The 23,211-nt window shown below is 52.4% G+C and carries 22 protein-coding genes; 6 read left to right on the forward strand and 16 right to left on the reverse strand.

Features of this window, described 5'->3' with window-relative positions:
• Positions 1-312 precede the first annotated feature (312 nt).
• The 7 genes from NST69_RS15830 to NST69_RS15860 all read right to left on the reverse strand — a co-directional run bounded on the left by NST69_RS15830 (position 313) and on the right by NST69_RS15860 (position 9,195).
• Positions 313-1,932: a response regulator gene (locus NST69_RS15830; RefSeq protein WP_342550035.1), complete on the reverse strand. Its 1,620-nt coding sequence runs from the start codon at positions 1,930-1,932 to the stop codon at positions 313-315.
• Positions 1,929-3,743: a sensor histidine kinase gene (locus NST69_RS15835; RefSeq protein ID WP_342550036.1), complete on the reverse strand. Its 1,815-nt coding sequence runs from the start codon at positions 3,741-3,743 to the stop codon at positions 1,929-1,931. Before NST69_RS15835 ends, NST69_RS15830 begins: the two co-directional genes overlap by 4 nt.
• Before the next feature lie 30 nt (positions 3,744-3,773).
• Positions 3,774-4,622: a carbohydrate ABC transporter permease gene (locus NST69_RS15840; RefSeq protein WP_076086200.1), complete on the reverse strand. Its 849-nt coding sequence runs from the start codon at positions 4,620-4,622 to the stop codon at positions 3,774-3,776.
• Between the two features lie 4 nt (positions 4,623-4,626).
• On the reverse strand, positions 4,627-5,535 hold the full coding sequence (locus tag NST69_RS15845; protein WP_339257505.1) for a sugar ABC transporter permease: 909 nt from the start codon (positions 5,533-5,535) through the stop codon (positions 4,627-4,629).
• A gap of 61 nt (positions 5,536-5,596) precedes the next feature.
• On the reverse strand, positions 5,597-6,940 hold the full coding sequence (locus NST69_RS15850; protein WP_342550037.1) for an extracellular solute-binding protein: 1,344 nt from the start codon (positions 6,938-6,940) through the stop codon (positions 5,597-5,599).
• A gap of 187 nt (positions 6,941-7,127) precedes the next feature.
• Positions 7,128-8,345 (reverse strand): MFS transporter, encoded by a 1,218-nt coding sequence (locus tag NST69_RS15855; protein WP_036726620.1) that lies wholly within the window; start codon positions 8,343-8,345, stop codon positions 7,128-7,130.
• Positions 8,346-8,427: 82 nt separating this feature from the next.
• Positions 8,428-9,195, reverse strand: coding sequence for a DUF1836 domain-containing protein (locus tag NST69_RS15860; protein WP_339257187.1), 768 nt, complete (start codon positions 9,193-9,195; stop codon positions 8,428-8,430).
• 115 nt (positions 9,196-9,310) lie between these two features.
• Here NST69_RS15860 and NST69_RS15865 point away from each other — a divergent pair, with 115 nt between their 5' ends.
• Positions 9,311-10,633 carry a hemolysin family protein gene (locus NST69_RS15865; protein WP_342550038.1) on the forward strand — a complete coding sequence of 441 codons (1,323 nt, stop codon included), beginning with the start codon at positions 9,311-9,313 and terminating at the stop codon, positions 10,631-10,633.
• Positions 10,634-11,171: 538 nt separating this feature from the next.
• On the opposite strand, the gene NST69_RS15870 is transcribed toward NST69_RS15865, so the two are convergent.
• From NST69_RS15870 to NST69_RS15880, 3 genes are read right to left on the reverse strand one after another with little or no spacing between them, the layout of a single operon-like run.
• A complete protein-coding gene (locus NST69_RS15870; protein WP_036726610.1) occupies positions 11,172-11,678 on the reverse strand; it encodes a GNAT family N-acetyltransferase in 507 nt (168 codons plus the stop codon).
• Between the two features lie 6 nt (positions 11,679-11,684).
• The gene (locus NST69_RS15875) at positions 11,685-12,137 is read right to left on the reverse strand and encodes a GNAT family N-acetyltransferase (protein WP_342550039.1); all 453 of its coding nucleotides are present in this window, start codon (positions 12,135-12,137) and stop codon (positions 11,685-11,687) included.
• Positions 12,138-12,197: 60 nt separating this feature from the next.
• A complete protein-coding gene (locus tag NST69_RS15880; protein WP_036726607.1) occupies positions 12,198-12,557 on the reverse strand; it encodes a VOC family protein in 360 nt (119 codons plus the stop codon).
• Between the two features lie 148 nt (positions 12,558-12,705).
• On the opposite strand from NST69_RS15880, the gene NST69_RS15885 reads away from it, so the two are divergent.
• Positions 12,706-14,058, forward strand: a complete 1,353-nt coding sequence (locus NST69_RS15885) for a TrkH family potassium uptake protein (protein WP_340979518.1) — start codon at positions 12,706-12,708, stop codon at positions 14,056-14,058.
• Between the two features lie 84 nt (positions 14,059-14,142).
• Here the strand turns inward: NST69_RS15885 and NST69_RS15890 are convergent, their stop codons facing one another.
• Entirely contained in the window at positions 14,143-14,424 is a 282-nt protein-coding gene (locus NST69_RS15890) for a hypothetical protein (RefSeq protein WP_036726604.1), read from the reverse strand.
• Positions 14,425-14,586: 162 nt separating this feature from the next.
• On the opposite strand from NST69_RS15890, the gene NST69_RS15895 reads away from it, so the two are divergent.
• The 3 genes from NST69_RS15895 to NST69_RS15905 all read left to right on the forward strand — a co-directional run bounded on the left by NST69_RS15895 (position 14,587) and on the right by NST69_RS15905 (position 17,795).
• The gene (locus tag NST69_RS15895; RefSeq protein WP_340827171.1) at positions 14,587-15,831 is read left to right on the forward strand and encodes an aminopeptidase; all 1,245 of its coding nucleotides are present in this window, start codon (positions 14,587-14,589) and stop codon (positions 15,829-15,831) included.
• 52 nt (positions 15,832-15,883) lie between these two features.
• On the forward strand, positions 15,884-17,113 hold the full coding sequence (locus NST69_RS15900; protein ID WP_339314883.1) for an aminopeptidase: 1,230 nt from the start codon (positions 15,884-15,886) through the stop codon (positions 17,111-17,113).
• 505 nt (positions 17,114-17,618) lie between these two features.
• Positions 17,619-17,795, forward strand: a complete 177-nt coding sequence (locus NST69_RS15905) for a hypothetical protein (RefSeq protein ID WP_155991496.1) — start codon at positions 17,619-17,621, stop codon at positions 17,793-17,795.
• 159 nt (positions 17,796-17,954) lie between these two features.
• Here the strand turns inward: NST69_RS15905 and NST69_RS15910 are convergent, their stop codons facing one another.
• The 3 genes from NST69_RS15910 to NST69_RS15920 all read right to left on the reverse strand — a co-directional run bounded on the left by NST69_RS15910 (position 17,955) and on the right by NST69_RS15920 (position 20,811).
• The gene (locus NST69_RS15910) at positions 17,955-18,647 is read right to left on the reverse strand and encodes a hypothetical protein (RefSeq protein WP_342550041.1); all 693 of its coding nucleotides are present in this window, start codon (positions 18,645-18,647) and stop codon (positions 17,955-17,957) included.
• 82 nt (positions 18,648-18,729) lie between these two features.
• The gene (locus NST69_RS15915; RefSeq protein WP_342550043.1) at positions 18,730-19,089 is read right to left on the reverse strand and encodes an iron-sulfur cluster assembly accessory protein; all 360 of its coding nucleotides are present in this window, start codon (positions 19,087-19,089) and stop codon (positions 18,730-18,732) included.
• A 315-nt stretch (positions 19,090-19,404) separates the two neighbouring features.
• Complete coding sequence (locus NST69_RS15920) at positions 19,405-20,811, reverse strand: MFS transporter (protein ID WP_342550044.1); 1,407 nt, start codon at positions 20,809-20,811, stop codon at positions 19,405-19,407.
• Positions 20,812-20,979: 168 nt separating this feature from the next.
• Here NST69_RS15920 and NST69_RS15925 point away from each other — a divergent pair, with 168 nt between their 5' ends.
• Positions 20,980-21,639 carry a metalloregulator ArsR/SmtB family transcription factor gene (locus tag NST69_RS15925; RefSeq protein ID WP_339257204.1) on the forward strand — a complete coding sequence of 220 codons (660 nt, stop codon included), beginning with the start codon at positions 20,980-20,982 and terminating at the stop codon, positions 21,637-21,639.
• Between the two features lie 38 nt (positions 21,640-21,677).
• Here the strand turns inward: NST69_RS15925 and NST69_RS15930 are convergent, their stop codons facing one another.
• Together NST69_RS15930 and NST69_RS15935 are read right to left on the reverse strand one after the other, a co-directional pair.
• Entirely contained in the window at positions 21,678-22,262 is a 585-nt protein-coding gene (locus tag NST69_RS15930; RefSeq protein ID WP_209873878.1) for a TetR/AcrR family transcriptional regulator, read from the reverse strand.
• Positions 22,255-22,983 (reverse strand): MBL fold metallo-hydrolase, encoded by a 729-nt coding sequence (locus tag NST69_RS15935; RefSeq protein WP_342546138.1) that lies wholly within the window; start codon positions 22,981-22,983, stop codon positions 22,255-22,257. Before NST69_RS15935 ends, NST69_RS15930 begins: the two co-directional genes overlap by 8 nt.
• Positions 22,984-23,211: the final 228 nt, after the last annotated feature.

Here is a 23,211-nt window from a genome sequence, read left to right on the forward strand (position 1 = left end):
GCTCGGGGCTCATGAAATAGCTTTTTGAAGAAATAACGGATCCTCAGTCCGCATAACCGCGAAAATATCCGAGGTGCCCACCTATGTAGTCGCACAGGCGCACAGTTGCACAGCAGGAATCCGCCCACCCTCCAGCATCCCGCCATAAATCAATAAAAAGACCTTGAGAGACTGACTCCTCAAGATCTTGGATGAGAGCGTCTGTCACCGCACCGCAACTTGATGTTACCTGACGGGCAATGAGAACGTTCGTTTGTGTCTCCATAAGAATATACTATACTCACCCTGCGGGCTGCAATAGCCCCAGCACCCTCACCCCTTCAAATAATCACTCGGGCTGCGCCCGGTAATCATCTTGAACACCTGACTGAAATAGGCGGGGTTGTTGAAGCCGACCATTTCACTGATCTCATACACCATATGCTGGCCGGATTGCAGGAATTCGATGGCCCGGTCCACCCGGTACTGATTCAGGTAACTGACGAAATTCTCACCGCTGATCCGTTTGAACAGCTGGCTTAGATATTTCGGATGCACATGCAGCTCCTGCGCGAGGCCCATGAAGCTGATCTCCTGGGTGTAGTGGGCTTCCACATAGCTTTTGACGCTCTCTACCAGACGGTTCTTCTTGACATTCATCTCGGTGAACGCTGCGTTCAGGAATGCCGGAATAATCTGCCCCATCCACTCCGTCAAGCTTCTCCAGGTATAGTAGCCCGTCACCGCCTGCAGGAATTCGGACATGCTCATAGGGGGAGTGCGGCCCGGGCAGCAGGCATTCCAGTAATACATCAGCGTAGTGAACAGCCCGACACACACCGTCTGTATGTCCTGAATATTATTCTGATCCTCCTGCCGGAGCCTGCCGAAGATGATCTCCCAGGTCTCCCATACTTTTGAGGAATCCCTGCACAGCAGCACCTCATTCCACTCCTGGAGCAGCCGGGAATAGTCCTCCAGCGTCCACGGGTTGGTGCTTTTGCACGGCTCATAGGCGTAGATGGGACTGGTCTCCTGAAACTCCGCGGAAGCAAGCGCCTCTCTGCTCTCAAGATAAGAATCGATCAGTTCATGGATGGCAGATTTGACCGAACCAATACCGGCATAGGTCTGAAGCTGAATGTAATTTCGGATCTTATCCATCGTCTCCTGCACTACTTCCTTCAGAACCGGGATTGGTTCTCCCGCCTCACGGTCCAGCAGCAGCACCACCAGCAGATCGTCGGAATAGTCCAGCACATGACCTTGCACAGAGGGATGTCCGGCAAGCTTGTGCTGGAGTGTCTCCCGGCAGATATTGCCCGCTCCGAAGCGCAGCAGCTGCCATTCGCGCTCCTTCAGCTTATGCAGCGGCGAAGGCCGGTTCAGCTGGATGCTGGCCGCCGCCAGCCGCTGCGGACGGGTAATCTGGAGATATCCGAGCCGCTCCTCGGAGCATTCCTCCGCGCTGTAGCGGGTAGTCAGCAGCTCCATAAGCAGGCGTTCCCGCAAAAAAGGAAGCGTGCGGCCGAATTCCTGCTGATAACGCTCCTCCAGCCGCTTCTTCTGCTCTCCGGCATTCAGATCCAGCAGCACAACGCGGAGCACAGCTTCGATCTCATCTACCCGGGCCGGCTTCAGCAGGAAATGGCTGACGCCCCAGCGCATCGCCTGCCGGGCATTCTCGAATTCCTCGTAGCCGCTCAGGATAATAACCGGCAGCTCCGGTGCCAGCTCCCTCAGGGCCTCTGTAAGCTCCAGCCCGCCCATGCCCGGCATATAGACATCGGTCATCACCAGATCGGGGGAGAGCCTGCGGAACAGCTCCAGCGCTTCATGGCCGTTGACCGCTGTTCCAGCCAGGGTCAGGCCCAGCTTCTCCCAGCCGACATGTCTCGTAAGGGCTTTCAGAATATGCGGGTCGTCATCCACCAGCAGAATAGAGCGGCTCATAGCTGATCGCGCAGCAGCCGCTCCAGCTGCTCCTCCGTCTCAATGACTGGCAGCGTAATCATAGCCGCAACCCCTTTCTCCGGCCGGTTGGCCAAGTATAGTCCGTACGGTTCCCCGCAATACAGCTGAATCCGGCTCATCACATTCCGGGTGCCGATGCCGCTCACCTGCTCCATCGACCAGCCTTCCGCCAAGCCCCGGCCGTTATCCAGCAGTGTGATTTGCAAGTAAGGCTGGCTTCCCGGCGTTTTGACCTCCCTGACCTCCAGGTGAATTTGTAAAGGGCCGGAGCCAGGCTCCCGGCTGCCATGAATAATTGAATTCTCAATCAGCGGCTGGAGAATGACCTTGGGAATGAAATAACTCCGGACCGCCGGGTCCGCAATCGACTCCGTATACTCGATGGCAATCGGCAGCCGTTCCTGCTGGATGCTCACATAACACCGCGCATGCTCCAGCTCGTCACGCAGACGAATGAGCATTCTGCCGCCGCTGAGGCCGATGCGCAGCATTTTGCCAAGCTGAGTGATCATGTAGCTGATATCCTGGGCGTCGTAATCCATGGCCTTCCAGTGAATCATATCGAGCGTGTTGTACAGGAAATGCGGCTTGATCTGGGCCTCCAGCAGCCCTGCCTGAGCCTCCCGCTTCGCGGCGCTTGCTTCCCGCTCGCTCTGCACCAGCTCCTGCAGCCGGTTCACCATGTGGTTGAAGCCGTAAGACATCTGCGTGTATTCCTCCGTCAGCGACTCACTCATACTGGCCCGGAAATCTCCGCGCTCCAGCTTCCGCATCTCCTGAATCAGCCTGCGCACCGGACGGATCATATTACGGATGAAGAAATACGCCAGCAGCGCCGACAGGAGCAGGCAGAGCAGTCCGATCCCGATCACCTGCCTGTCCGCCTTACGAACCTCCTGCAGCAGCTCACGCGTCGGGATGACCTGGACCAGCCGCCAGGAGATGGTGCTCGGTCTGGAGAACAGGACGAGATAGGACTGCCCGTCTTTTTTCAGCAGCTCATAGCCTTCATTGCCTTCATACGTATGCTGATAGAGCCAGTCTGCCTCCAGTACAGCCTTACCGGCAGAGCCGCTCTCCTTGTTCACCAGCAGCAGGAGATTGCCGCTTGTATCCACCAGATGAATCTGACCGTCCAGCACAGCAGGTATATCCTTGAACTGCTTCAGGATATCGTCTGCGGACAGGCGGATATAGAGGTAGCCGATCGTTTTGCCTTCATTTCCGAACAGATGCTGGATATGGCCGATCAGATAAGGCTCGTCTTCGCCGCCGCTGCCCTCCAGGGGAACCCAGAGCGAATCCGCCTGCTTCAGCTTGGGGTACCAGCTCTCGTTCCTAATTGAAGAGACCGGAAAGACAAGATCCGTCGAGCTTTGCGGCACCCCGCTGAACAAATCGCTGTAAATCTCAATCGAGCTTACCCCTTCGTTCAGCACCAGCGAATGCTGGAGAATCTCCGTAATCTCCCGCCTTCTGGAGATCATCTGATACTTGGAGCCAGGCGTAGTCTCCAGCCCCTCAATCACGCTCTTGTTCGCGGCAATAGAGTAGGCGGTGCCTGACACATTGGTCATGAAGTCGAAGCCGCGCTTCGTGCTCTCATTCAGCAGGGCAAGCCTGGTGGTGCTGATCTCGCTGAAGGTTACATCCGAGAAGGTCCGGTATGCCAGCAGAACAATGAACCCGAGAAAGATCAGATTGAACGTAATAATACTGGCCGCCATCAGCGTGGAGAGCTTGCTCCGCCTGATCCGCAGCAGCCAGGTGCCGAGCATTCTTTTTTGCATCTGCCCCATCCCTATGCTTTTCCCCAGATTCTATCCTTTCAGGCCGGATGTCGCAATTCCTTCCACGAAATACTTTTGCAGCGTGATGAAGAGAATGAAGCACGGCACCAGCGACAATACCGACATGGCGAACATCGGGCCCCAATCCGACTGCGAGCTGGAGTCCAGGAACAGTCTTAGCCCGAGCGGTACGGTGTATTTCCCGATATCGCTAAGGAAGATGAGCTGGCTGAAGAAATCATCCCAGGTCCACATAAAGGTGAAAATCATCGTCGTAATCAGCGCAGGCAGCGCCAGCGGAATAATAATCCGGCTGAAAATTTGAACCGGCCCGCAGCCGTCGATCGTTGCCGCTTCGTCCAGCTCCTTCGGCAAGCCGCGGATGAACTGTACCGTCAGGAAGATAAAGAAGCCGTCCGTTGCCATCCACTTGGGCAGAATAAGCGGCGCGAACGTGTTCACCCAGCCCAGGCTGTTAAAGAGGATGTAACGAGGGATAAGGGTCACATGCAGCGGCAGCATAATCGTCATCAGCATCAGCGCGAATCCCAGTGCCTTGAACCGGAAATTCAGCCGCGCGAACGCATAAGCCGCCATGGAGCAGGTGATCACATTACCGAGCACGGCCCCCAGAGAGACCAGAGCCGAGTTTTGCAGGAACCGGGCGAAGGAGCTGCCCTGGAAGCCGAACCAGCCGCTTACATAATTATGGAAATTCCACTGCCGGGGCCAGAACCAGATTTCCGAGAAAATCATATTCGCCGGCTTGAACGAGCTGCCTACCAGCCACAGCACCGGGTACAGCATGACAAAGGCGATCAGACAGATGATGAAGTGCTTGAGCCATATGGCACTTTTCGACGCGCTGCCTGTATCCATAGCTTTATTTCCCCCCATCTTCATAATGCACCCACAGCTTGCTGCTGCCGAATAGCAGGAGTGTGAATATCCCGATCAGCAGCACCAGTACCCAGGCCATCGCCGAGGCATAGCCCATCTGGAAAAAGGAGAAGCCCTTCTTGTACAGGTACAGCGAATACATCAGGGTGGAATTCACCGGTCCCCCGCTGCCGTTACTGATAATGAAGGCTTGGGTGAACGACTGGAAGGCGGTGATCGTCTGCATGATGACATTGAAAAAGATAACTGGAGACAGCACCGGCAGCGTAATATGCAGGAATTGCCCCACCTTGCCCGCACCGTCCACCGAAGAGGCGTCATAATATTCCGGCGGCACCTGCTTCAGCCCGGACAGGAAGATGATCATCGACGAGCCGAATTGCCATACCGACAGCAGGATCAGCGAATACAGCGAGTATTTGGGATTCGATACCCAGTCAGGTGCCTGTATCCCCACCATGGCCAGCAGCTGATTAAGCAGCCCGTCGCCGCCGAGCATCTTGCGCCACAGCATCGCAATAGCGACACTGCCTCCAAGCAGCGTAGGGATGTAGTAGACCGTCCGATAGATGCTGAGGCCCCGTATTCCTTTGTTAAGAAGCAGAGCGACCGCCAGGGCAAACATCAGCTTCAGCGGCACCGATACGAATACGAAGATAAACGTCACCTTAAGCGATTGGATAAATAACGGATCTGCAGTGAGCATCGTTGTGAAATTATCCAGTCCGATCCATCTGGAGCTCTCCAGAATACTGTAATCTGTAAAAGAAAAATAGAGTGAGGCCGCCATCGGCCCCAGGGTCAGGCACACCAGCCCCAGCAGCCAGGGCGACAGGAACAGGAGGGCAATCCCGTTCTGATTGTAGCGCAGCTTTGTTTTACGCCGCTTCATGCCTGCTGGTCTATCTACTGTCATCAGATCTGCACTCAATGGCTCTCTCGCTCCTCTGTATTTATTTGGCCTTGTCCAGTATGGCGTTAGCACCGGAGATGAACTGCTCGCTTACCTGCGGAATGCCGGCCTGGCCGAAGGAGATCTGCTCGCTGGCGCTCTTGAAGTTCTTATCAATCTCCGAGAAGCCCTGCGGGTAAGGCGGGTCAATATCACTGGAATGCTTGGAGACCACATCGATAAAATCAAAGATTAACTGCTCCTCGGCGGTAAGCGACGGCTTCAGCTGCTCCCGCACTGCGGAATTGACCGGCACTCCCCGTTCAGCCCCCAGAATAGCGGTGCCTTCCGGGTCATTGACCATGAAGTCAATCAGCCTCGCTACCTCCTTGGGATACTTAGTCTTGGCATTCCCGGAGATGAACTGGCCGGGCTTCAGATATTCACCGATCTTCTGCTCCCCTTCCATATGCGGAATCACCTGCATCTTCAGCTTCTGGCTCTGATCCTTCAGCACATTCTGATAGGTAATCAGCTGGTTAGACCAGGCGAAATCAAGGGCAGACTGGCCAACGGACAGCGGCCGGGTCTCCAGAGCATTGGTCATCGCGGCAGTTACCTCTGCCGTTGTAGCGCCGCCACTGTCCCGCAGCCCCTGCCAGTAATTGAACCATTCATCGATGATCTCCCGGGAGACCCCGAGCTTATTCCCGGCGAACAGGCCGCTCCCGTTCTGGCGCACGAATACCTCGAAGATGTTCGTAGTGCCCGAAATATCCGGCGTACCATAGTAGCCGTTGCCTTTCTTCTTAGCAATCGTATTCGCCATCTCCGCAAAATCCTTCCACGTCCATGACTCCTGCGGCTCCGCAATTCCCAGCTCCTGAAGCACGGAAGCATTATAGACAACGCCGGGAGCGTTCACTCCAAGCGTAACGGCGTACAATTTGCCGTCAATGCTTCCTGCCGAGAGCATGCTGCTGTCATGGTCCTCCGTCCGCAGCGTTCCATCCTGGGTATAAGGCGTCAGGTCAAGCAAGGTGCCGCGCTTGGCGTAATCGGACAGGAACGCATAGTCCATCTGAATGATATCCGGAGCATTCGAGCCTGCTACCTGAGTAGACAGCTTATCGAAATAGCCGTCCCAGCCGGAATATTCCGGCTTAATCGTGAGGCCCGGATTCTTCTCCTCGAAGCGCTTGATCATCTTGGTGGTCAGATCGTGGCGTGTCTGCGAGCCCCACCAGGTCATACGCAGCTCAATTGCAGGTGCCGAACCCTCTGTCTTGGAAGAAGCCTTGGCACCGTCCGGTGCATTCGATCCGCCGGATGAGCATGCAGCCGTAGTCATTAGCAATATGGAGCTTAGAAGCAGTACAAGTCCTTTGGTCCCCTTGATTGTCATCTGTTGCCTCCTCAAATTTGTGAAGTAAGCGGTTACATTAATGATTATACGGAACGCCCTGCATAGGGTAAATCCAGAAAAGTAAGGGGTTATATCAAATAAGTAAGACAAAAGCCAGCCGGAATCTTCCGGCTGGCCTGTTAGTTCTGGTTAGTTCTTTTAAGTATAAATCTGTTCCGTAAGCAGTCTACTCTAGCTCCAGTCCCTTCGTTTCCTTCCCCAGGAACAGCACCGCCAGAGCGCCGATTACAATCGTGACGAAGAAGATCATGAAGATGGAGCCGATCCCGACCGCCTTGCCGACCAACAGGCCGACCAGCGTTGGGGCAATAATGCCGCCAATCCGTCCAAAGGAGGTGGCGAGTCCGGCGCCTGTGGAACGGATCTTAGTCGGATACAGCTCAGGTGTGTAAGCATACATCCCGCCCCATGCTCCCAGGTTGAAGAACGACAGGCAGATTCCGGCAGCCATCAGCATGCCCTCGGTCGTTGAATTCCCGAACCAGGCAGCACTGACGGCTGTCAGCAGCAGGTAGATGACCAGTACGAACTTGCGGCCGTATTTCTCGATGAAATAAGCGGCGGTGAAGTACCCCGGCAACTGGGCGAGTGTCATGATCAGCACATACTCGAAGCTTTTGACCAGACTGAAGCCCTTCAGCACCATCACCGTCGGCAGCCACAGGAACATTCCATAATAAGAGAACACCACGGTGAACCACAGAATCCACAGCATGATGGTCGAACGCCGGTGCTCTGCTGACCAGACTGCCGCTATACGCTTCTTCAAAGGCACTGGAGGTGCTTTCTTGATCTCCGCGAACTTCGGGGAGTCATCGATCGCCCTGCGCAGATAGAGCGCATATAGCGCCGGTACCGCACCAATGGCGAAGGCGATCCGCCAGCCGTAATCCGGAATGACGAAGTATGCAATCAGCGCCGACAGAATCCAGCCCACCGCCCAGAAGCTCTCCAGCAGCACAACAGCACGGCCTCTTTCCTTAACCGGCATGCTCTCGGATACCAGCGTAGAAGCCACCGGCAGCTCTCCGCCCAGCCCGAAGCCGGCAATGAAGCGCAGCACACATAATACGGCATAACCTGCGGCGAATGCCGACAGTCCGCTTGCAATCGAGAAGATCAGCAGCGTCCAGAGCAGCACCGATTTGCGGCCGAAGCGGTCCGCCATAATTCCGGCTGCGGCTGCACCGACCGCCATCCCTACCGAGTTAATGCTGGTTAAATAGCCGATCTTTTCCGGCCCCAGCGACCATTCCTTGGCTAGTGCAGCCACGACGAACGAGATCATCCCTACATCCATCGCGTCGAACATCCAGCTTAGACCTGCACTGAAGAGCAGCTTCCGCTGCTTCGGATTCTGCAGCAGCGACATTTGATTCCACATGACTTAAGGCCCCTCTCCCCTGATTCCCGCTAATCCAATAGTTTCTGACTAGTATCACTTACACATTCTAGAAGCGGATGATTCAAAAATCAAGGAATAACACGGCATTGAAATATTGCCGGGCCATCGCCTGAAAATAACAGGTCTGCACCGAAATCGCAGCGATCAGCAGCATATTCTGCACCGCATCCCGCTGCCCTCTGCTCAGGTGGCTGAGCCGCTTCATCATTTTGTCCATGGCCGACTTGATTGCGCTGTCCGATTTCCACAGGTATTCCTTGGGATTTCCGGTCAGAGCCTGCCCCTCAGCCGGCACCGGGGAACGGGTCTTGATCTCCTCGAACAGCTCCGCATACCCGTGATACAGCTGTGCCGGCTCTACCAGATCATCGTCATCGCGATCAGGCGCCAGGAACAGCATACGAAAGAGCTGCCTGATGCTCTCGAAATCAAGCGCCGCCTTCAGATCATCTATTATAAATAGAATGGCCGCCTGATTAATGGAGTACTTCTTCCCTTCACGCGGGGACCCGAGATATTCCTTGAAATCGCGCTTCACCCAATTCTGCATAGCAGAGACGGATAAAGTGGAATACTCAATCAGACCGCCAAGCGAAGCAATTTCACCCAGGGACAGCCCTTTGACGCCGCCGCCTTTGATCAGCTTTTGCAAAATCGGGGGGATATCCGTAGACAGAAAAGCGGGCAGGCTTGTCCCCTCCCGCACCTCGTCGCGGTGGAACTTGGTCCAGGCTTCCTGCAGAATATGGAGCGGCTTCCGCTCCGAGTTGGGCCCTAGAGACAGTAATAGTCCGGACATCTCTATCCGGCTAAGTGTAAAAGCTTCCATAGCTGGCAACCCTCCACCATTTGATATTTCACTGAAAAGTTCGTACAATAGGTTCATATGAACTCATAATATGAGTATAACCTATTTTAGGGACGAAAGGGATGGTAAAGATTATATGGGTATAGGACTTAGTTTGACGCTCGTGGCAATTTTGATTATTTTAACCGCATTTTTTGTAGCGACGGAGTTTGCAGTAGTGAGATTACGGGGCAGCCAGGTCAGCCAAATGGTGCTGGACGGCAAGAAGAACGCATTGGCAGTACAGCGGGTAGCCGCTAACCTGGACGGATATCTGTCCGCCTGTCAGCTCGGTATCACGATTACTGCACTCGGGATCGGGGCATTGGCAGAGCCTGCCTTTGAGCAGCTGCTCATTCCACTGTTTGATCTGGCTGGTGTGAGTCACAACGTTAGTAAGCCCATTGCTTTTGCATTGGCCTTCATTATCGCCACCTTCCTCCACGTCGTGGTCGGAGAGCTTGCACCGAAGACCGCCGCTATTAATATTCCGGAGAAAATTGGTCAGATTACCGCACCGCTGATTATTTGGTTCTACAGAATATTGTACCCTTTGATTTGGTTCATGAACGGTTCCGCCAACCTGCTCGTCCGTATGTTCGGCATGAAGCCTGCCAGTGAACACGGCGACGCGCACAGTGAAGACGAGATTCGCCTGATCTTGTCCGAGAGCTATGAGAGCGGCAAAATCAACAAAGCGGAATATGGTTATGTTAACCGGATTTTCACCTTTGATGAGATGCTCGCCAAGGAAATTATGGTTCCCCGGACAGATATGGTATGCCTGTTCACCGATCATTCGCTGCAGGAGAATTTTGAAATTATCCGCAAGGAGCAGTATACCCGCTTCCCTGTAGCTGACGGCAGCAAAGACAATATCATTGGCATGATTAATACCAAGCAGCTCTACCTGCAATACGACAATAATCCTGATTTCGATTTCAAAAGCCTGATCCTGCCTCTGGTGACAGTATCGGAGGTTACGCCAGTAAAGACCCTCCTGACCCGTATGCAGAAGGAGCGTGTGCATATCGCCCTGCTGCTGGATGAATACGGCGGCACCTCCGGTCTGATTACGATTGAGGATATTCTGGAGGAGATCGTCGGTGAGATCCGCGATGAATTCGACGAGGATGAGCGCAGAAATGTGGAGAAGCTGAGCGACACTCATTATCTATTCGACGGCAATGTCTCCCTGCTGGAGGTCAAGGATCTTACCGGACTTGATTTCCATGATGAAGAAGTCACCACAATCGGCGGATGGCTGTACAGCCATATGGAAGAACCGGCTGTCGGCAAAAGCCTCACCTACGAGCATGTCACCCTGACGGCCCGCGAGATGAACCGCCACCGTATCCGCAAGGTGGAGATCCTGATCGATCTTCCGGTCACCGAAGAATCAGATGCACACCACGAGTAAGTCTTATAGATAAGCTGCAACAAGTAAGGCGCTCCCCTTGAGTTACTGGGGAGCGCCTTTGTTCTTATTTAGGAAATTATAGTTTCTTTCTTTTGTGGATAAGGGAGGCACAGAGATCGGGGGCGCCACGTAAGCCGAATGTAATCGAAAAACCGATTACATTCGGACCGGGGGCGCCGCGTAGGCCGAATGTAATCGAAAAACCGATTACATTTGGATCGGGGGCGCCGCGTAAGCCGAATGTAATCGAAAAACCGATTACATTTGGACCGGGGGCGCCACGTAGGCCGAATGTAATCGAAAAACCGATTACATTTGGACCGGGGGCGCCACGTAGGCCGAATGTAATCGAAAAACCGATTACATTAAGCAAATGAGGGGTACTCCTGCCCCTGAATTCACCGGATGCCCCTTGAAGTGAGCGGATGGGGAAGAGCGAGGTTTCCAGATGAGTTGTGAGGACCGCATAAGTTCTTACATCATTCACCCACAGGGTGATTTTGTTCGTGTAGGCTATCTATCCATATAGTTAATGCAATTAATTATAGATCTTACCCATATAATATTCGTCCACCCATTGTCCATCCACCAGCAGTGACTTTCTCTTCAAGCCCTCAATTTCAAAGCCCTGCTTCTTATACAGCGCAACCGCCTGTTCATTATGCTGCATCACGGTAAGCTCCAGTCGCATGATGCCGCTGCGTTTGACCCACAATTCCATCTCACGGAATAATCCGCTGCCGATTCCCATGCCCTGATAAGCCTTAAGAATGCCTATAACAATATAGGCACTGTGTTTGTTGCGGCTGAAGGTTCCGCCTTCGACAGAGAGATATCCTGCAAGCTCACCGTCTGCTTCGGCACCGATCAAGAGTGAGGTTTCCGCCTTAGTGTAGTCTGCAATTCTCTCCTCCACCTGAGGAATACCCGTCCGTCTCTCCCCTGGAGCAAACATCATGTAGGAGGTCTCCTGATCCAGCCTGTGTTGCAGGCACAAGAGCGCAGCGGCATCTTTCGGGATGAGCTCCCTTAGGGTTACGTTCATTCCCGTTCAGTTCCTCCCGTAGGTTGAAGCGATATGTATTTTTTTGAAAAGCTTGCTTCCCTCTCCGTCGTACCCCAGACGCTCATAGAACCGGTGAGCATCCTTACGGATGCTCTTGCTTGACAGCATCACCTTAAGTGCACCTCTGGCTGCGGCAGCCTCTTCTGCGAACCGCAGCATGGAGGCTCCTATTCCCTTGCCTCGCAGCTTCTCGATGATGACAAAACGCTCTATCACTGCGAACGGACGATCACCGCTAAGCGCATCCATACACAGATGCAGATGAACCGTGCCGGCAACTTCCCCGCCCTCTACATAGACAAACAGCAGACTGTCCGGATTATCGGCAATTTGACTTATTCTTTGGGGGGACACATGAATATCGCTGGAATCCGGCAGCAGAATCCGGTATAAGCCCTCTATGCCGGCAGCGTCCTCCGCCCGTGCTTCTCTTATCATCTATAATCCTCCTCTTGTACAATAATTAATGAGATTAACCTTTATAATTAATCTCATTAATTAACTGATATAACGGCAGATCATTAACACGTTTCCGTCCGGGTCCTTGAAGTTAAACCAATGGTCATTCTCTATATCGGTAAGGATCTCAGCTCCGCTGGCTTTGACATAATCATAAGCGGCATCAATGTCGTCGGTAAGCAGATGGAAGGACGGCACCTTCAGCACGGCTTCGGCTGTGAATATTTTGCTGTCCAGTACAATCCCCGGCCCCTGCATCGGCACCTCATACAGATGCCCGAATAATACTTCGCCTTCAAGCGGCAGTCCGAGCAGACTGCAATACCAGTTCTTGGACCTTTCGATATCACTAACCGGGATGAAGACAGCACCAATCTGATTGCGTATCGGACTTGTCACAGCAGTATAGCCTCCTCATAGAGTGCAAGTTGTTGAATCCTACAGCCTTTAATGATTTCGATAAAATATGTCAATTTCCTGCCTGTTTAGGGATGAGAATATAAGTTATGCTATAATCTTGTCAGATCCTATCCCTATTGTCAGGAGAATGAACTTGGCTAACCTTTTCTTTGGGCATTTGAAGCTAACGCCGCCCAAAATACTGTCCCTCGGCTTCGTGATCCTGATCGCTGCCGGAACCCTGCTGTTATCGCTGCCCGCTGCTTCCACCGGCGGAAGAATCTCATTCATTGATGCGCTGTTCATGGCAACCTCGGCGACCTGCGTAACCGGTCTTGCCGTTGTCGATACGGGAACACAGCTCTCGACGTTCGGACAGATCGTACTGCTGGTGCTGTTCCAGTTCGGCGGTCTCGGCTTCGTAACAATGGCTACGCTGATTACGCTGGTCCTGAACAAACGAATCTCATTGAAGGAACGCCTTTTACTGCAGGAATCCATGAACCAGAATTCCATGCAGGGGATCGTGAAGCTGATCCGCCGGGTTCTGATCTATTCCCTGGTGATTCAATTAACCGGGGCCATTCTGCTGGCTGCCCGCTTTGTAGTGGATATGCCTATAGGCAAAGCAGCTTATTACGGACTATTCCATAGCATCTCCATCTTCAACAATGCGGGCTTCGACTTGTTCGGCGATATTCATGGACCGTTCAGCGGATTAACCCGTTATGTAGAAGATCCCGTTGTGAATATTACCTCCATGCTGCTGATCTTCCTGGGCGGAATCGGCTTCATCGTCTTATCTGATGTGATCGATTATCCCAAGCGCAAGCGGCTGATGCTGCACTCGAAGGTCGTGCTGGCGACTTCAGCCGTGCTGATTCTGGTCGGAGCCATTGTCTTCTTCTGGCTGGAGCTGAATGCTACACTGAAGCCGCTGCATGCCGGAGGCAAAATCATGGCCTCCTTCCTGCAAGCTATTACGCCACGGTCCGGCGGGGTGACCACCATTGAGATTCCGCTGCTGCGGGAATCTACCCAATTCCTGATGATTCTGCTGATGTTCATCGGGGCGGCTCCCGGCTCTACGGGCGGCGGAATCAAGATTACCACCTTTGCCATTCTGGCCAGTACCGCCTACGCCAAGCTGCGGGGCAAAGAGGATATCGTCATGTTCCGCCACCGGATCTCGAAGGAGAATGTCTACAGGGCTATTACTATGACCTTGCTCTCCTTAATGCTGGTGGTCATCTCCACCATGCTCCTGTCCGTAACGGAGAGCGCCGATTTCCTGAGTGTATTGTTCGAGGCGGTGTCCGCCTTCGGTACCTCAGGCATCACCATGGGACTGACCACAGAGCTCACCACGATCGGCAAGGTGCTGGTGATCATTCTTATGTTCGTTGGCCGGACCGGACCGCTTACCCTGGCCTATGCCCTCAAGCCTAAGAACAGCAAGGAGTTATACCGTTACCCGGAAGGCAATATCACCATCGGTTAAGGGCCGGCAACTATAAAAAATGCGACCCTGCTCGTCCAAGGCAATCAGACGGGACGGGGTCGCATTGTTATATCCGGAATAAGCTTAAGCTTCCTCTTCCGGGATCTCCTGGGTATCCAGCGCTGCATCCAACAGCTGATTGTACAGATCATCGTCATTCTCCAGCAGCGCATCCACTTCCAGGAACTGCTCCTCACTCCCCGGTTCACCGGCGAAGCTCAGACTGTAATCCCATTCGGTTCCACGAGAGCTGAAGAATGTAATCTCATAAGGGGAACGGTGATTCTCTAATGTAAATACCGTTCTCCCCACAAAACTTCTATCCTCTACGCGTTTCATTTCTGCTTTGGTGATTTCCAGGTTCATCCTCTTTCCTTCCTTTCATCTGATCATGCCCACAATATTCAGTATAACATTGATATGTCAGCATTTCTCTTTCCTTTTGCGCTGTAATTGACTTTTTTCATCCGGCGGTTAATAATTTAGTACAATGCTTATACAGAGCTAAAAATTATGGTAATGGAGGAAATGTCAATGACTGAAACAGAGCTTCAGGACAAGCTAAGTAAATACGCTGATTTAGCAGTACAAATCGGTGTGAATGTTCAGCCGGGACAAATCCTGGTTGTGAACGCTCCGATCACTGCGGCTGAGTTCGTCCGCCTGATTACGGCCAAGGCTTATGCCATTGGCGCCAGCCAGGTGAAGGTGAACTGGAGTGACGAGTTCATTACCCGCCAGCAGTTCGAGCATGCCGCACCCGAAGTATTCACCAAGGCCCCAACCTGGTTTGCCGGTGAAATGACTGAGCTTGCAGAGAACGGTGCCGCCTTCCTGTCGGTCATTGCCGAGAACCCGGATGCCCTCAAAGGCATTGATCCTGAGCGGATTGCGAGCTTCCAGAAGACACGGGGCGCAGCACTTACGAAATACCGTGAATTGCAGATGTCCGACAAAGTCAGCTGGAGCATTGTAGCGATCCCGTCCCAGCCTTGGGCAGACAAGGTGTTCCCTGAGGTCCCTGCTGACCAGCGCGTAGACAAGCTGTGGGAGGCCATCTTCCATACCGTCCGTCTGGACCGTGAGGACCCTGTTGCCGCCTGGCAGGAGCATCTGGACACGCTGGAGTCGAAGGCCAATGTTCTTAACGCGAAGAAGTACGCGAGTCTGCACTACATAGCACCCGGAACTGACCTTAGCATTGAGCTGCCTGAAGGCCATTTATGGGCGCAAGGGGACAGCATCAATGCCAAAGGTCATTCTTTTGTCGCCAACATGCCAACGGAAGAAGTGTTCACAGCTCCGCTGAAAACAGGCGTGAACGGTACGGTCCGCAGCACGAAGCCGCTCAGCTACGGCGGGAATGTAATTGACGGCTTCTCGATCACTTTTGAACAGGGCCGGATTACCAGTGTGAGCGCTGAGCAGGGCCAGGAAGCCCTCGAATATCTGATCAGCCTGGATGAAGGCGCCAAGTATCTCGGGGAAGTTGCACTTGTGCCGCATCAGTCGCCGATCTCGGAATCAGGGATTCTCTACTTCAATACCTTGTTCGACGAGAATGCCTCCAACCATCTGGCTATTGGCACTGCCTATGCCTTCTGTCTGGAAGGCGGCAAAGAAATGAACCAGGATGAACTGACCGCCCGCGGCCTCAATAACAGTGTGACTCACGTTGACTTCATGATCGGCTCGGCCGAGATGGATATCTACGGAATTACCGCTGACGGTACGCGCGAGCCGGTCTTCCAGAAGGGCAACTGGGCATTCTAACCCCCTTTATAAGCTATTGCATTTCATTAGATAATGAATGGAGCTGAAGCTATTGCTGGATTTCAACCAAAAGCTGGAGAATTACGCACTGCTCGCTGTAAAGATCGGCGTTAATATTCAACCCGGCCAGACCCTTGTCGTGAATGCGGATATCGTATCGGCTGAGCTGGTCCGCCTGATTGTACGCCAGGCCTATGAAGCAGGTGCGAAGCTCGTCAAGGTTAACTATTCCGATGAATTCGTCACCCGCACCCGATATGATCTCGCACCGTCCGAGAGCTTCCTGGAGCCGCCGAAGTGGCAGGCTGATGAGCTGGAGGATCTGGCACGGGGCGGAGCGGCATTCCTGACAGTCATCTCCGCGAATCCGGACTTGCTGAACGGAGTAGATGCAAGCCGCATTGCGGACCATCAGAAGACCGCCGGTCAAGCTATGGCTCCTTACCGCGAGATGCTGATGGCTAACCAGGTCAGCTGGACCGGCCTCGCCTTCCCATCTGCTTCTTGGGCCGCGAAGGTGTTCCCGGACGCTGCACCTGAGCAGCAGATTGAATTGCTCTGGGACGCCATCTTCAAGGCCGTGCGCGCAGACCAGGAGAATCCGGTGCAGGCCTGGAGTGTCCATCTGGCCGGCTTGAAGCAGCGCTGTGAGCTGCTGAACGCGAAGAAATACCGCAAGCTGCACTACACGGCTCCGGGCACCGATCTGACGATCGAATTGCCTGAAGGACATATCTGGTGTCAGGCGGGTGCGGTGAACAGCCGCGGCATGTCCTTCCTGGCGAACATTCCGACCGAGGAAGTATTCACCGCTCCGCTGAAGACGGGTGCGAACGGCACGGTCCGCAGCACGAAGCCGCTCAGCTATGGGGGCAACATCATCGATCGCTTCAGTCTGACCCTGGAGAATGGTAAAGTTACAGACTTTACCGCTGAAGTGGGCCAGGAAGCCCTCGCTTCCCTGCTGGCCATGGATGAAGGTGCCGCCTACTTCGGCGAAGTGGCGCTTGTGCCTTTCCACTCCCCGATCTCGGAGAGCGGCATTCTCTACTACACTACCCTGTATGACGAGAATGCTTCCTGCCATCTGGCACTTGGCGCTTCCTACGCCTTCACCCTGCAGGACGGCATTAATATGAGCAAGGAACAGCTTGTAGACAAGGGCATGAACCAAAGTCTCACTCATGTAGACTTCATGATGGGCTCCCCGGAGATGAATATCGACGGAATTGCCGATGACGGCTCCACCGACCCGATCTTCCGTAATGGAGACTGGGCCTAAGCTTAATATTTATACTATGAACGGGACCCCGCTATCTCCTCTTGAGGAATATGGCGGGGTCTTTGTGTTTACCAGGGGACTTTTCCCCTAAGAATGCTATGCGATGAGAGAGCTATGAGATTTAATGAGTGACTGAGTGGCTGATTGCACTTTCTGCAATAGAATTCACGGAAACTACGGTTAAAACACCTTCTGCTGTATTTCGTACAACAGATTTCTGGATTTCAGCTCAAAACCCCGTTTTCTCAAAATTCTAGTGTATAAAGTGCAAGAGATTCATTTTTTCGGCGAAATTAGCGCTTATCTAATGTATAAAGTGCAACCGAAGATGAAGTTAAGTAGGTAAAAGCAACCCAAACAGCCCAAATGTGAACATTCAGTCAAAGAATTTTCACAATATTGTTGAAATTAGTTCACAAATATGTCACAATACAATTATAGATAGTGTTTACAGTTCCAAAAGAGGAATGTTTTAGTCCATGAATAATCTAAGGAGGGAATTCAGATGAAAGAAACTTTCACTCATGACAACACGGATTCTATGGAAACAGAACGTCTGGAAGTCCAGGCTCCCAAAGACTTAAGTATCGTTGCCTCCGACGCCATCAAGTACACCGCCTACATCATGCTGCTGTTCGGATTCCTGTACTTCCTGGTTGCCTACCTTGGCCCCATGCTGTAAGGCTGCTTCAATATACACAAGATACGCAGTACAATCACATATTCGTAAGCGCTTACGGCCAGTCTCCTGCGGGAATGAGATTAGCCGTTTTTATTTGTATCCCATGTCAAAACGCCAAAAACGGCAGCCCTCTTCATATGAAGGACTACCGTTCTTTGTCTACTTCCAGCCCAGCGCCTTGTTGATCCAGGCAACCGCCTCCGGTGCCCACGCCGCTTCCATACGTGAACGCAAGCAGGCTCTCGCCTCTTCTCTTGAACCCTCAAAGGGCAGAATGCCCGCTTCATGCATCCAGTGCCCCGAGGTTTCAAAAGAGGTGCTGTTCCAGCCATTCGGCTCTCCGTCCGCATTCACCCGTTGCTTCACGCCTGAGATTACGATATCCAGAGACCCTTGCAGCTCCGTTACTGCATTGTCAAAAGCCGTTTTCTTCTCCTTGGCCTTCATATCCGCCATAGAGCGCAGCTGGCGTGTCTCTATTCCCTCATTCGCCCGGATAATCTCCAGCAGAGTCAGTGCTTCTCTCGTGGCCAGACCGCTCTGATACCGCTCTTCCAGAGACTTCCGAGGCCCGGACGCTGCCAAGTAAGCCGGAAGCCACTCGCGGGATACGAGCACGGCTTTTTTCTTGATGAATTTTCCGTAGCCGGCTAAGCCTTCTCCGGGAAATCTGACCCGCCAGCGCCAGGGGTCCAGCTCTGTATCCGTATGCCAATTCTCCGCCAGCGTCAGCCCGTTCACAGACGGATGCTCCGGGATCAGGGGTGCCAGCGGCACAATCCCCAGTCGGGCGACTACCTCAGCCATCTCTTCAAAGGTGGTTACATTCTCTTGCTTACCTGCTTCGCCCACGTCATTCAGCCTCCTAAATCAATCTGGCTTGTACACCAAATTAAGCTTATCACTATAAACGGGAAAATTCACTTCCTGCAGGTTAATCACATTTTTTAACTTCCCCCCGATAGTTAGCCATTCGAAAACTGGCCCCGCATCCACATGAGGCTTTGGCATTAGGGTTATTCATGGTGAAGCCGCCTATCATTCCGCTTTGTTCATAGTCAATTTCAAGACCATCAATATATGGAATACTCTTCGTTTGAACTAATATACGGAACTTATCTTTATTGAATACCATATCCTCCTCTGTCTGCTGCTCGTCCAAGACAAGGGTATAAGATAATCCGCTGCATCCCCCTTCTTCAACACCTACTCTAAGAAAAGAGTGCCTTGTCTCAGCGTTTAACAAGATTTCGGCAATTTTCTCTGCTGCGATCTCACTGACCTCAATATTCATCTTCATTCCTCCTATACAAGCTTAGTTTAGTTTTGGCAACCCCAGTCCATTAAACAAGGTATGAACGTAGCGAGAGCTACTCCTTTTGGTGTAAGTTCATACATGGTTTTTGTAGGGCGCTGCGGACTGGTTCTCTTGACCAGATTATGATGTTGAAGCTCCTTTAAACGCTGGGAAAGGATTCTTTGCGTAATGGAAGGGATACTCCGGGTTATTTCGCTAAATTTCTTCGGACCGCAAGAAAGAGTGAATAAGATATGGATCGTCCATTTAGACCCGATGATGTCATAGGCTATAAGAAGCTTCTCCCTATCCTCATTGGACAATGACCGGTACACCCTCTTTCTTAGGATCAGCATTCTTGATGGATTGCGGTGAGATCCGGGTGCTGGCAATGATACTTATGACGATCAACAAGAGATGGAAGCCCATGGCTACAATTAAGCCGGATTGCAGTGACATTCCAGCAGCCTGACACACGACAAGGATGGAACCCCCAATCCCAATAACTACACCGGGTGTAAAAGAATCCGCAAATTGCAGATTTGCCGAGGTTTGGCCCGCGCCGCCTTCCCCTGTTTGGGAAAAGGCTACAACACCGCTAACCGGATGCGCCAATCCAATGCCGACCCCGGCGATGATCTGACCCATAACTGCAACGGCAACAGAAACAACCGGTATCCAAAAGACGATAGCAATCCCGATGGCAAGCAGAAATACCCCCAGAATAATTCTCATATGACGTCCACGGCCCTGATCTGCCGCATCCCAACGTCCTTGCAGATATGAAATGATACACCAGCTTAATGCTGCACTCGCTACGATTAAACCCGCCTGAGAAGGTGTAATTCCCTTCACATCAATTAAAGCCAATACCAGGAAATTCTGTGTGCTGGCATAGGCAGCGAAGAACAGCCCGCGTGTTGCCAGAATCGCTGGCATCCCTCTTCGCAGCGTAAGCGTTCCCTTAGGCAGCAATTGACGGAGCGGTAATATCATACCGACGAGGCCAATCAGGCCGAAGACAAATCCCATCATACTCGGAAGCATACTTAGAGCAATCAGGAAAAGGCCTGTACCCATCGTTAAGAGTAACGCCATCCAAGTAGATGAAGATCCGCTAGCCCCTCCCGTCTGCTGCACTTTCAATTTCCTGAAAGCAGGTAAACTAAGCACTGCTGAAACAACCAGCACAGGTAAGATCCCCCAGAAAACAAACCGCCAGGACCACTGATCTGCTATAAGGCCTGCTACATATGGACCGAGCATGGACGGAAGAACATAGGCTGTACCAAAGGCTCCAAGTATTTTGGCACGTAACTCATCCGGGTAACTTAAGGAAATAGCCGTATACACACAAGTCATCATAGCTCCGGCACCCAAACCTTGCAGGGCCCGTGATCCAATCATGATATACATATCGCCTGCTGTTGCAGCAACGACCAGTCCTGCGATAAACAACAACAGCGCATAAGTGAAGGGTGCAGCAGGGCCTCTTTTATCTATGATCCGACCGACGACCAGCGTTCCGATAATCTGTGCAAGCAGATACGTACTGAATATCCACCCGAACAGGCTAAGACCGTTCAAGTCTCCGGCAATCGAAGGAGCAATGGTGGTTACGGACAGACCTTCGAATCCAACGGCCATCACTGACAGGATAATTCCTATGGATAGTGCAAAGTAACGCGGACTGAAAATACTTTGATGATTAGACGACATGAATGGTGACCTCCAAGAAAGTTTGGTATGTATACATCGTATCCGGATACTTAGTAAACATTTTTGTTTATAATGTCTAAGCTACAGTCCGGCTTTGACTTTGTCAACATTTTTGTTTAAAATGTAGGGAGTGATGTAGATTCAGTTGCTTCAAACAGGAGGTGCACCATGAGCCGGAATCAAATCAAAAAGGATGTCTCCACCAGTACCCGAAGAGCGATCATTGATCTGTTAAAGGAGCGTGGGGGCATGGATGTTATAACCCTCTCCTCTCAATTTTCGTTGTCTGGAATGGCTATTCGTCAGCATTTGAATGCACTGAAGGAAGAAGGATTGGTTACCAATGTGGAAGAGGCGCGTCCCATGGGCCGCCCCACCAAGCTGTGGATATTAACTCCCGCGGCTAATCGTTTTTTTCCAAGCGGATATTCGGATTTATCCATCAGTCTCATTAATTCGATGAAAGAGGCATTTGGCAATGAAGGGCTGGACAAGCTGCTGGATGTTCGAAATAAAAATATGCAGGCACAATATCTTCAGCATCTTGGCGCTGCATCGGATGTGAGAGAGAAATTGGAGAAATTGGCTGAGATTCGAACGAATGAAGGTTATATGGCCGAGGTTAAGGAGCAGGAGGATGGCAGTCTCTTATTCATCGAGAAACATTGCCCGATCTGTGAAGCGGCGGCTGTATGTACCGGGTTATGCAAGAATGAGTTGCATTTATTCAGAACGGTTCTAGGAGATGATGTTCATATTGAACGAGGGGAGTACATTTTACAGGGAGGCAGAAACTGTATTTACACCGTTAGGCAACATAAGCCGTGACAACAAGAGCAACCTCACTTGGAGATTGCTCTTTGTTGTTATTTCAGGCTGTCTGCGTCCGATCCCATACAGCGGATTCCCGCAATATAGGTGTTAATCAGCCGGGTGAGAGTGACATTCAGGTCCAGCGGCATTCCAAATCCGCCCTGGTGCTCCAAGGTGGAGAATCCGTGCAGTATACTCCGCAGTCCACGGACGGCATGCAGATTGCCTTCCTCATCCAAGCCGAATGCGGATATCACCTGGATGATGAGCGACAGGATCTTCCCGCCCGCCGCTTCCAGAGCGGTGTCTCCTTGTTCGGGTGCTTTTAGCGTCGTCTGATACAGCCCCGGGTGCGCTCTGGTGAATCCGATGTATGCCTGACTCATGGCATGTACTGCAGCCTCTCCGCTTAGCCCCTCCGTTGCCTCCGATATGACCTCATACAGCTGCTCCAGACCATATACCGCCATCAGTGTACGCAGCCCCGCAAGCCCGTTGATGTGATTATAGAGTGACGGAGAACGGACACCCAGCTTCGCGGCAAGTGCAGCCAGCGTCACTGCTTCCATCCCGTATTCATCCGCCAGCTCTGCGGCAGCCAGTACCAGCGTGTGCGTGTCCAGACCCGCTCTAGCCATGTACCCTCTCTCCTCCCTTTACTTGCCCTTCGGCCTCCGCAGCCGCCCGCTTCATCGCCTCTACCGGAGCTATAAGCAGATCACCATGTCCTACCGCCAGTACAGAAGGGGCAAGATCAATCAGCCTGTAGGCACTGACTAAGGCCTGTTCGGGGCTCCAAGTCGCCATAGCCGGAAAAGGAAACCAGGCGACCTTCTTGCCGGACACCGCCGTTGCCCGGAAGGTCTGGAACGCATCACCAACGATCAGCGCTCCACTGCGCCGGTCCTGGAAAGACATCGATCCAGGCGTATGTCCGGGAGTGCTGAACGCTGTCAGCGAGCCGATGCTGTCGCCGTCATGCAGTAGAATGTCGGGGCGGGTCACTATTTTGGCGGGTACACTGCCCTTAATAGGAGTCTGCAGCTCACCGGCTCTAAACGAGCGGTCACCAGCCAACAATGCAGCATCCCGCTCCGAGATATAGACCTTAGCCTCCGGCACCTCCTTCTTCAAGGCATCAAGCGCCCCGACATGATCCATATGACCATGAGTGAGAATAATACGGGTCAGCGGCTTACCAAGCTTGGCAACCTGATTCAGAATCCCTTGCAGACTATAGGACATTCCCGCGTCAATAAGTGTAAGCTCCTGTTCTTCCTCGATCAAATAGCAATTCACTGGAAAAATACGCGGCAGCCACGTAAGCTGATGCAAATGGCCTTCTCTTGTTACTCTCATCGTAAAACCCTCCCCAAAACTAATATCATTAGTTAAAATATAAACTAATATGATTAGTTTTTCAAGAGATATATTTACTTATACAAAAGTGAACGGCTCACACAGCGGTGTTACGAACATCTCTGCACATGCACGTTGTGGTCATTTTTTTGATTTCATTTGGTCCACTCGCCTCCGCAGCGCTCAATGTAATCGGTTTTTCGATTACATTCTGCACACATGCCTCCA

The sequence above is a fragment of the Paenibacillus sp. FSL P2-0089 genome (genome assembly GCF_038595095.1).
Classification (GTDB): Bacteria; Bacillota; Bacilli; order Paenibacillales; family Paenibacillaceae; genus Paenibacillus_AQ; species Paenibacillus_AQ silagei.

Coding starts and splice junctions, on each gene's coding strand:
- NST69_RS15830 (WP_342550035.1), bottom strand. CDS start 1,932: ATGAGCCGCTCTATTCTGCTGGTGGATGACGACCCGCATATTCTGAAA.
- NST69_RS15835 (WP_342550036.1), bottom strand. CDS start 3,743: ATGCAAAAAAGAATGCTCGGCACCTGGCTGCTGCGGATCAGGCGGAGC.
- NST69_RS15840 (WP_076086200.1), bottom strand. CDS start 4,622: ATGGATACAGGCAGCGCGTCGAAAAGTGCCATATGGCTCAAGCACTTC.
- NST69_RS15845 (WP_339257505.1), bottom strand. CDS start 5,535: ATGAAGCGGCGTAAAACAAAGCTGCGCTACAATCAGAACGGGATTGCC.
- NST69_RS15850 (WP_342550037.1), bottom strand. CDS start 6,940: ATGACAATCAAGGGGACCAAAGGACTTGTACTGCTTCTAAGCTCCATA.
- NST69_RS15855 (WP_036726620.1), bottom strand. CDS start 8,345: ATGTGGAATCAAATGTCGCTGCTGCAGAATCCGAAGCAGCGGAAGCTG.
- NST69_RS15860 (WP_339257187.1), bottom strand. CDS start 9,195: ATGGAAGCTTTTACACTTAGCCGGATAGAGATGTCCGGACTATTACTG.
- NST69_RS15865 (WP_342550038.1), top strand. CDS start 9,311: ATGGGTATAGGACTTAGTTTGACGCTCGTGGCAATTTTGATTATTTTA.
- NST69_RS15870 (WP_036726610.1), bottom strand. CDS start 11,678: ATGAACGTAACCCTAAGGGAGCTCATCCCGAAAGATGCCGCTGCGCTC.
- NST69_RS15875 (WP_342550039.1), bottom strand. CDS start 12,137: ATGATAAGAGAAGCACGGGCGGAGGACGCTGCCGGCATAGAGGGCTTA.
- NST69_RS15885 (WP_340979518.1), top strand. CDS start 12,706: ATGAACTTGGCTAACCTTTTCTTTGGGCATTTGAAGCTAACGCCGCCC.
- NST69_RS15890 (WP_036726604.1), bottom strand. CDS start 14,424: ATGAACCTGGAAATCACCAAAGCAGAAATGAAACGCGTAGAGGATAGA.
- NST69_RS15895 (WP_340827171.1), top strand. CDS start 14,587: ATGTCAATGACTGAAACAGAGCTTCAGGACAAGCTAAGTAAATACGCT.
- NST69_RS15905 (WP_155991496.1), top strand. CDS start 17,619: ATGAAAGAAACTTTCACTCATGACAACACGGATTCTATGGAAACAGAA.
- NST69_RS15915 (WP_342550043.1), bottom strand. CDS start 19,089: ATGAATATTGAGGTCAGTGAGATCGCAGCAGAGAAAATTGCCGAAATC.
- NST69_RS15920 (WP_342550044.1), bottom strand. CDS start 20,811: ATGTCGTCTAATCATCAAAGTATTTTCAGTCCGCGTTACTTTGCACTA.
- NST69_RS15925 (WP_339257204.1), top strand. CDS start 20,980: ATGAGCCGGAATCAAATCAAAAAGGATGTCTCCACCAGTACCCGAAGA.
- NST69_RS15930 (WP_209873878.1), bottom strand. CDS start 22,262: ATGGCTAGAGCGGGTCTGGACACGCACACGCTGGTACTGGCTGCCGCA.
- NST69_RS15935 (WP_342546138.1), bottom strand. CDS start 22,983: ATGAGAGTAACAAGAGAAGGCCATTTGCATCAGCTTACGTGGCTGCCG.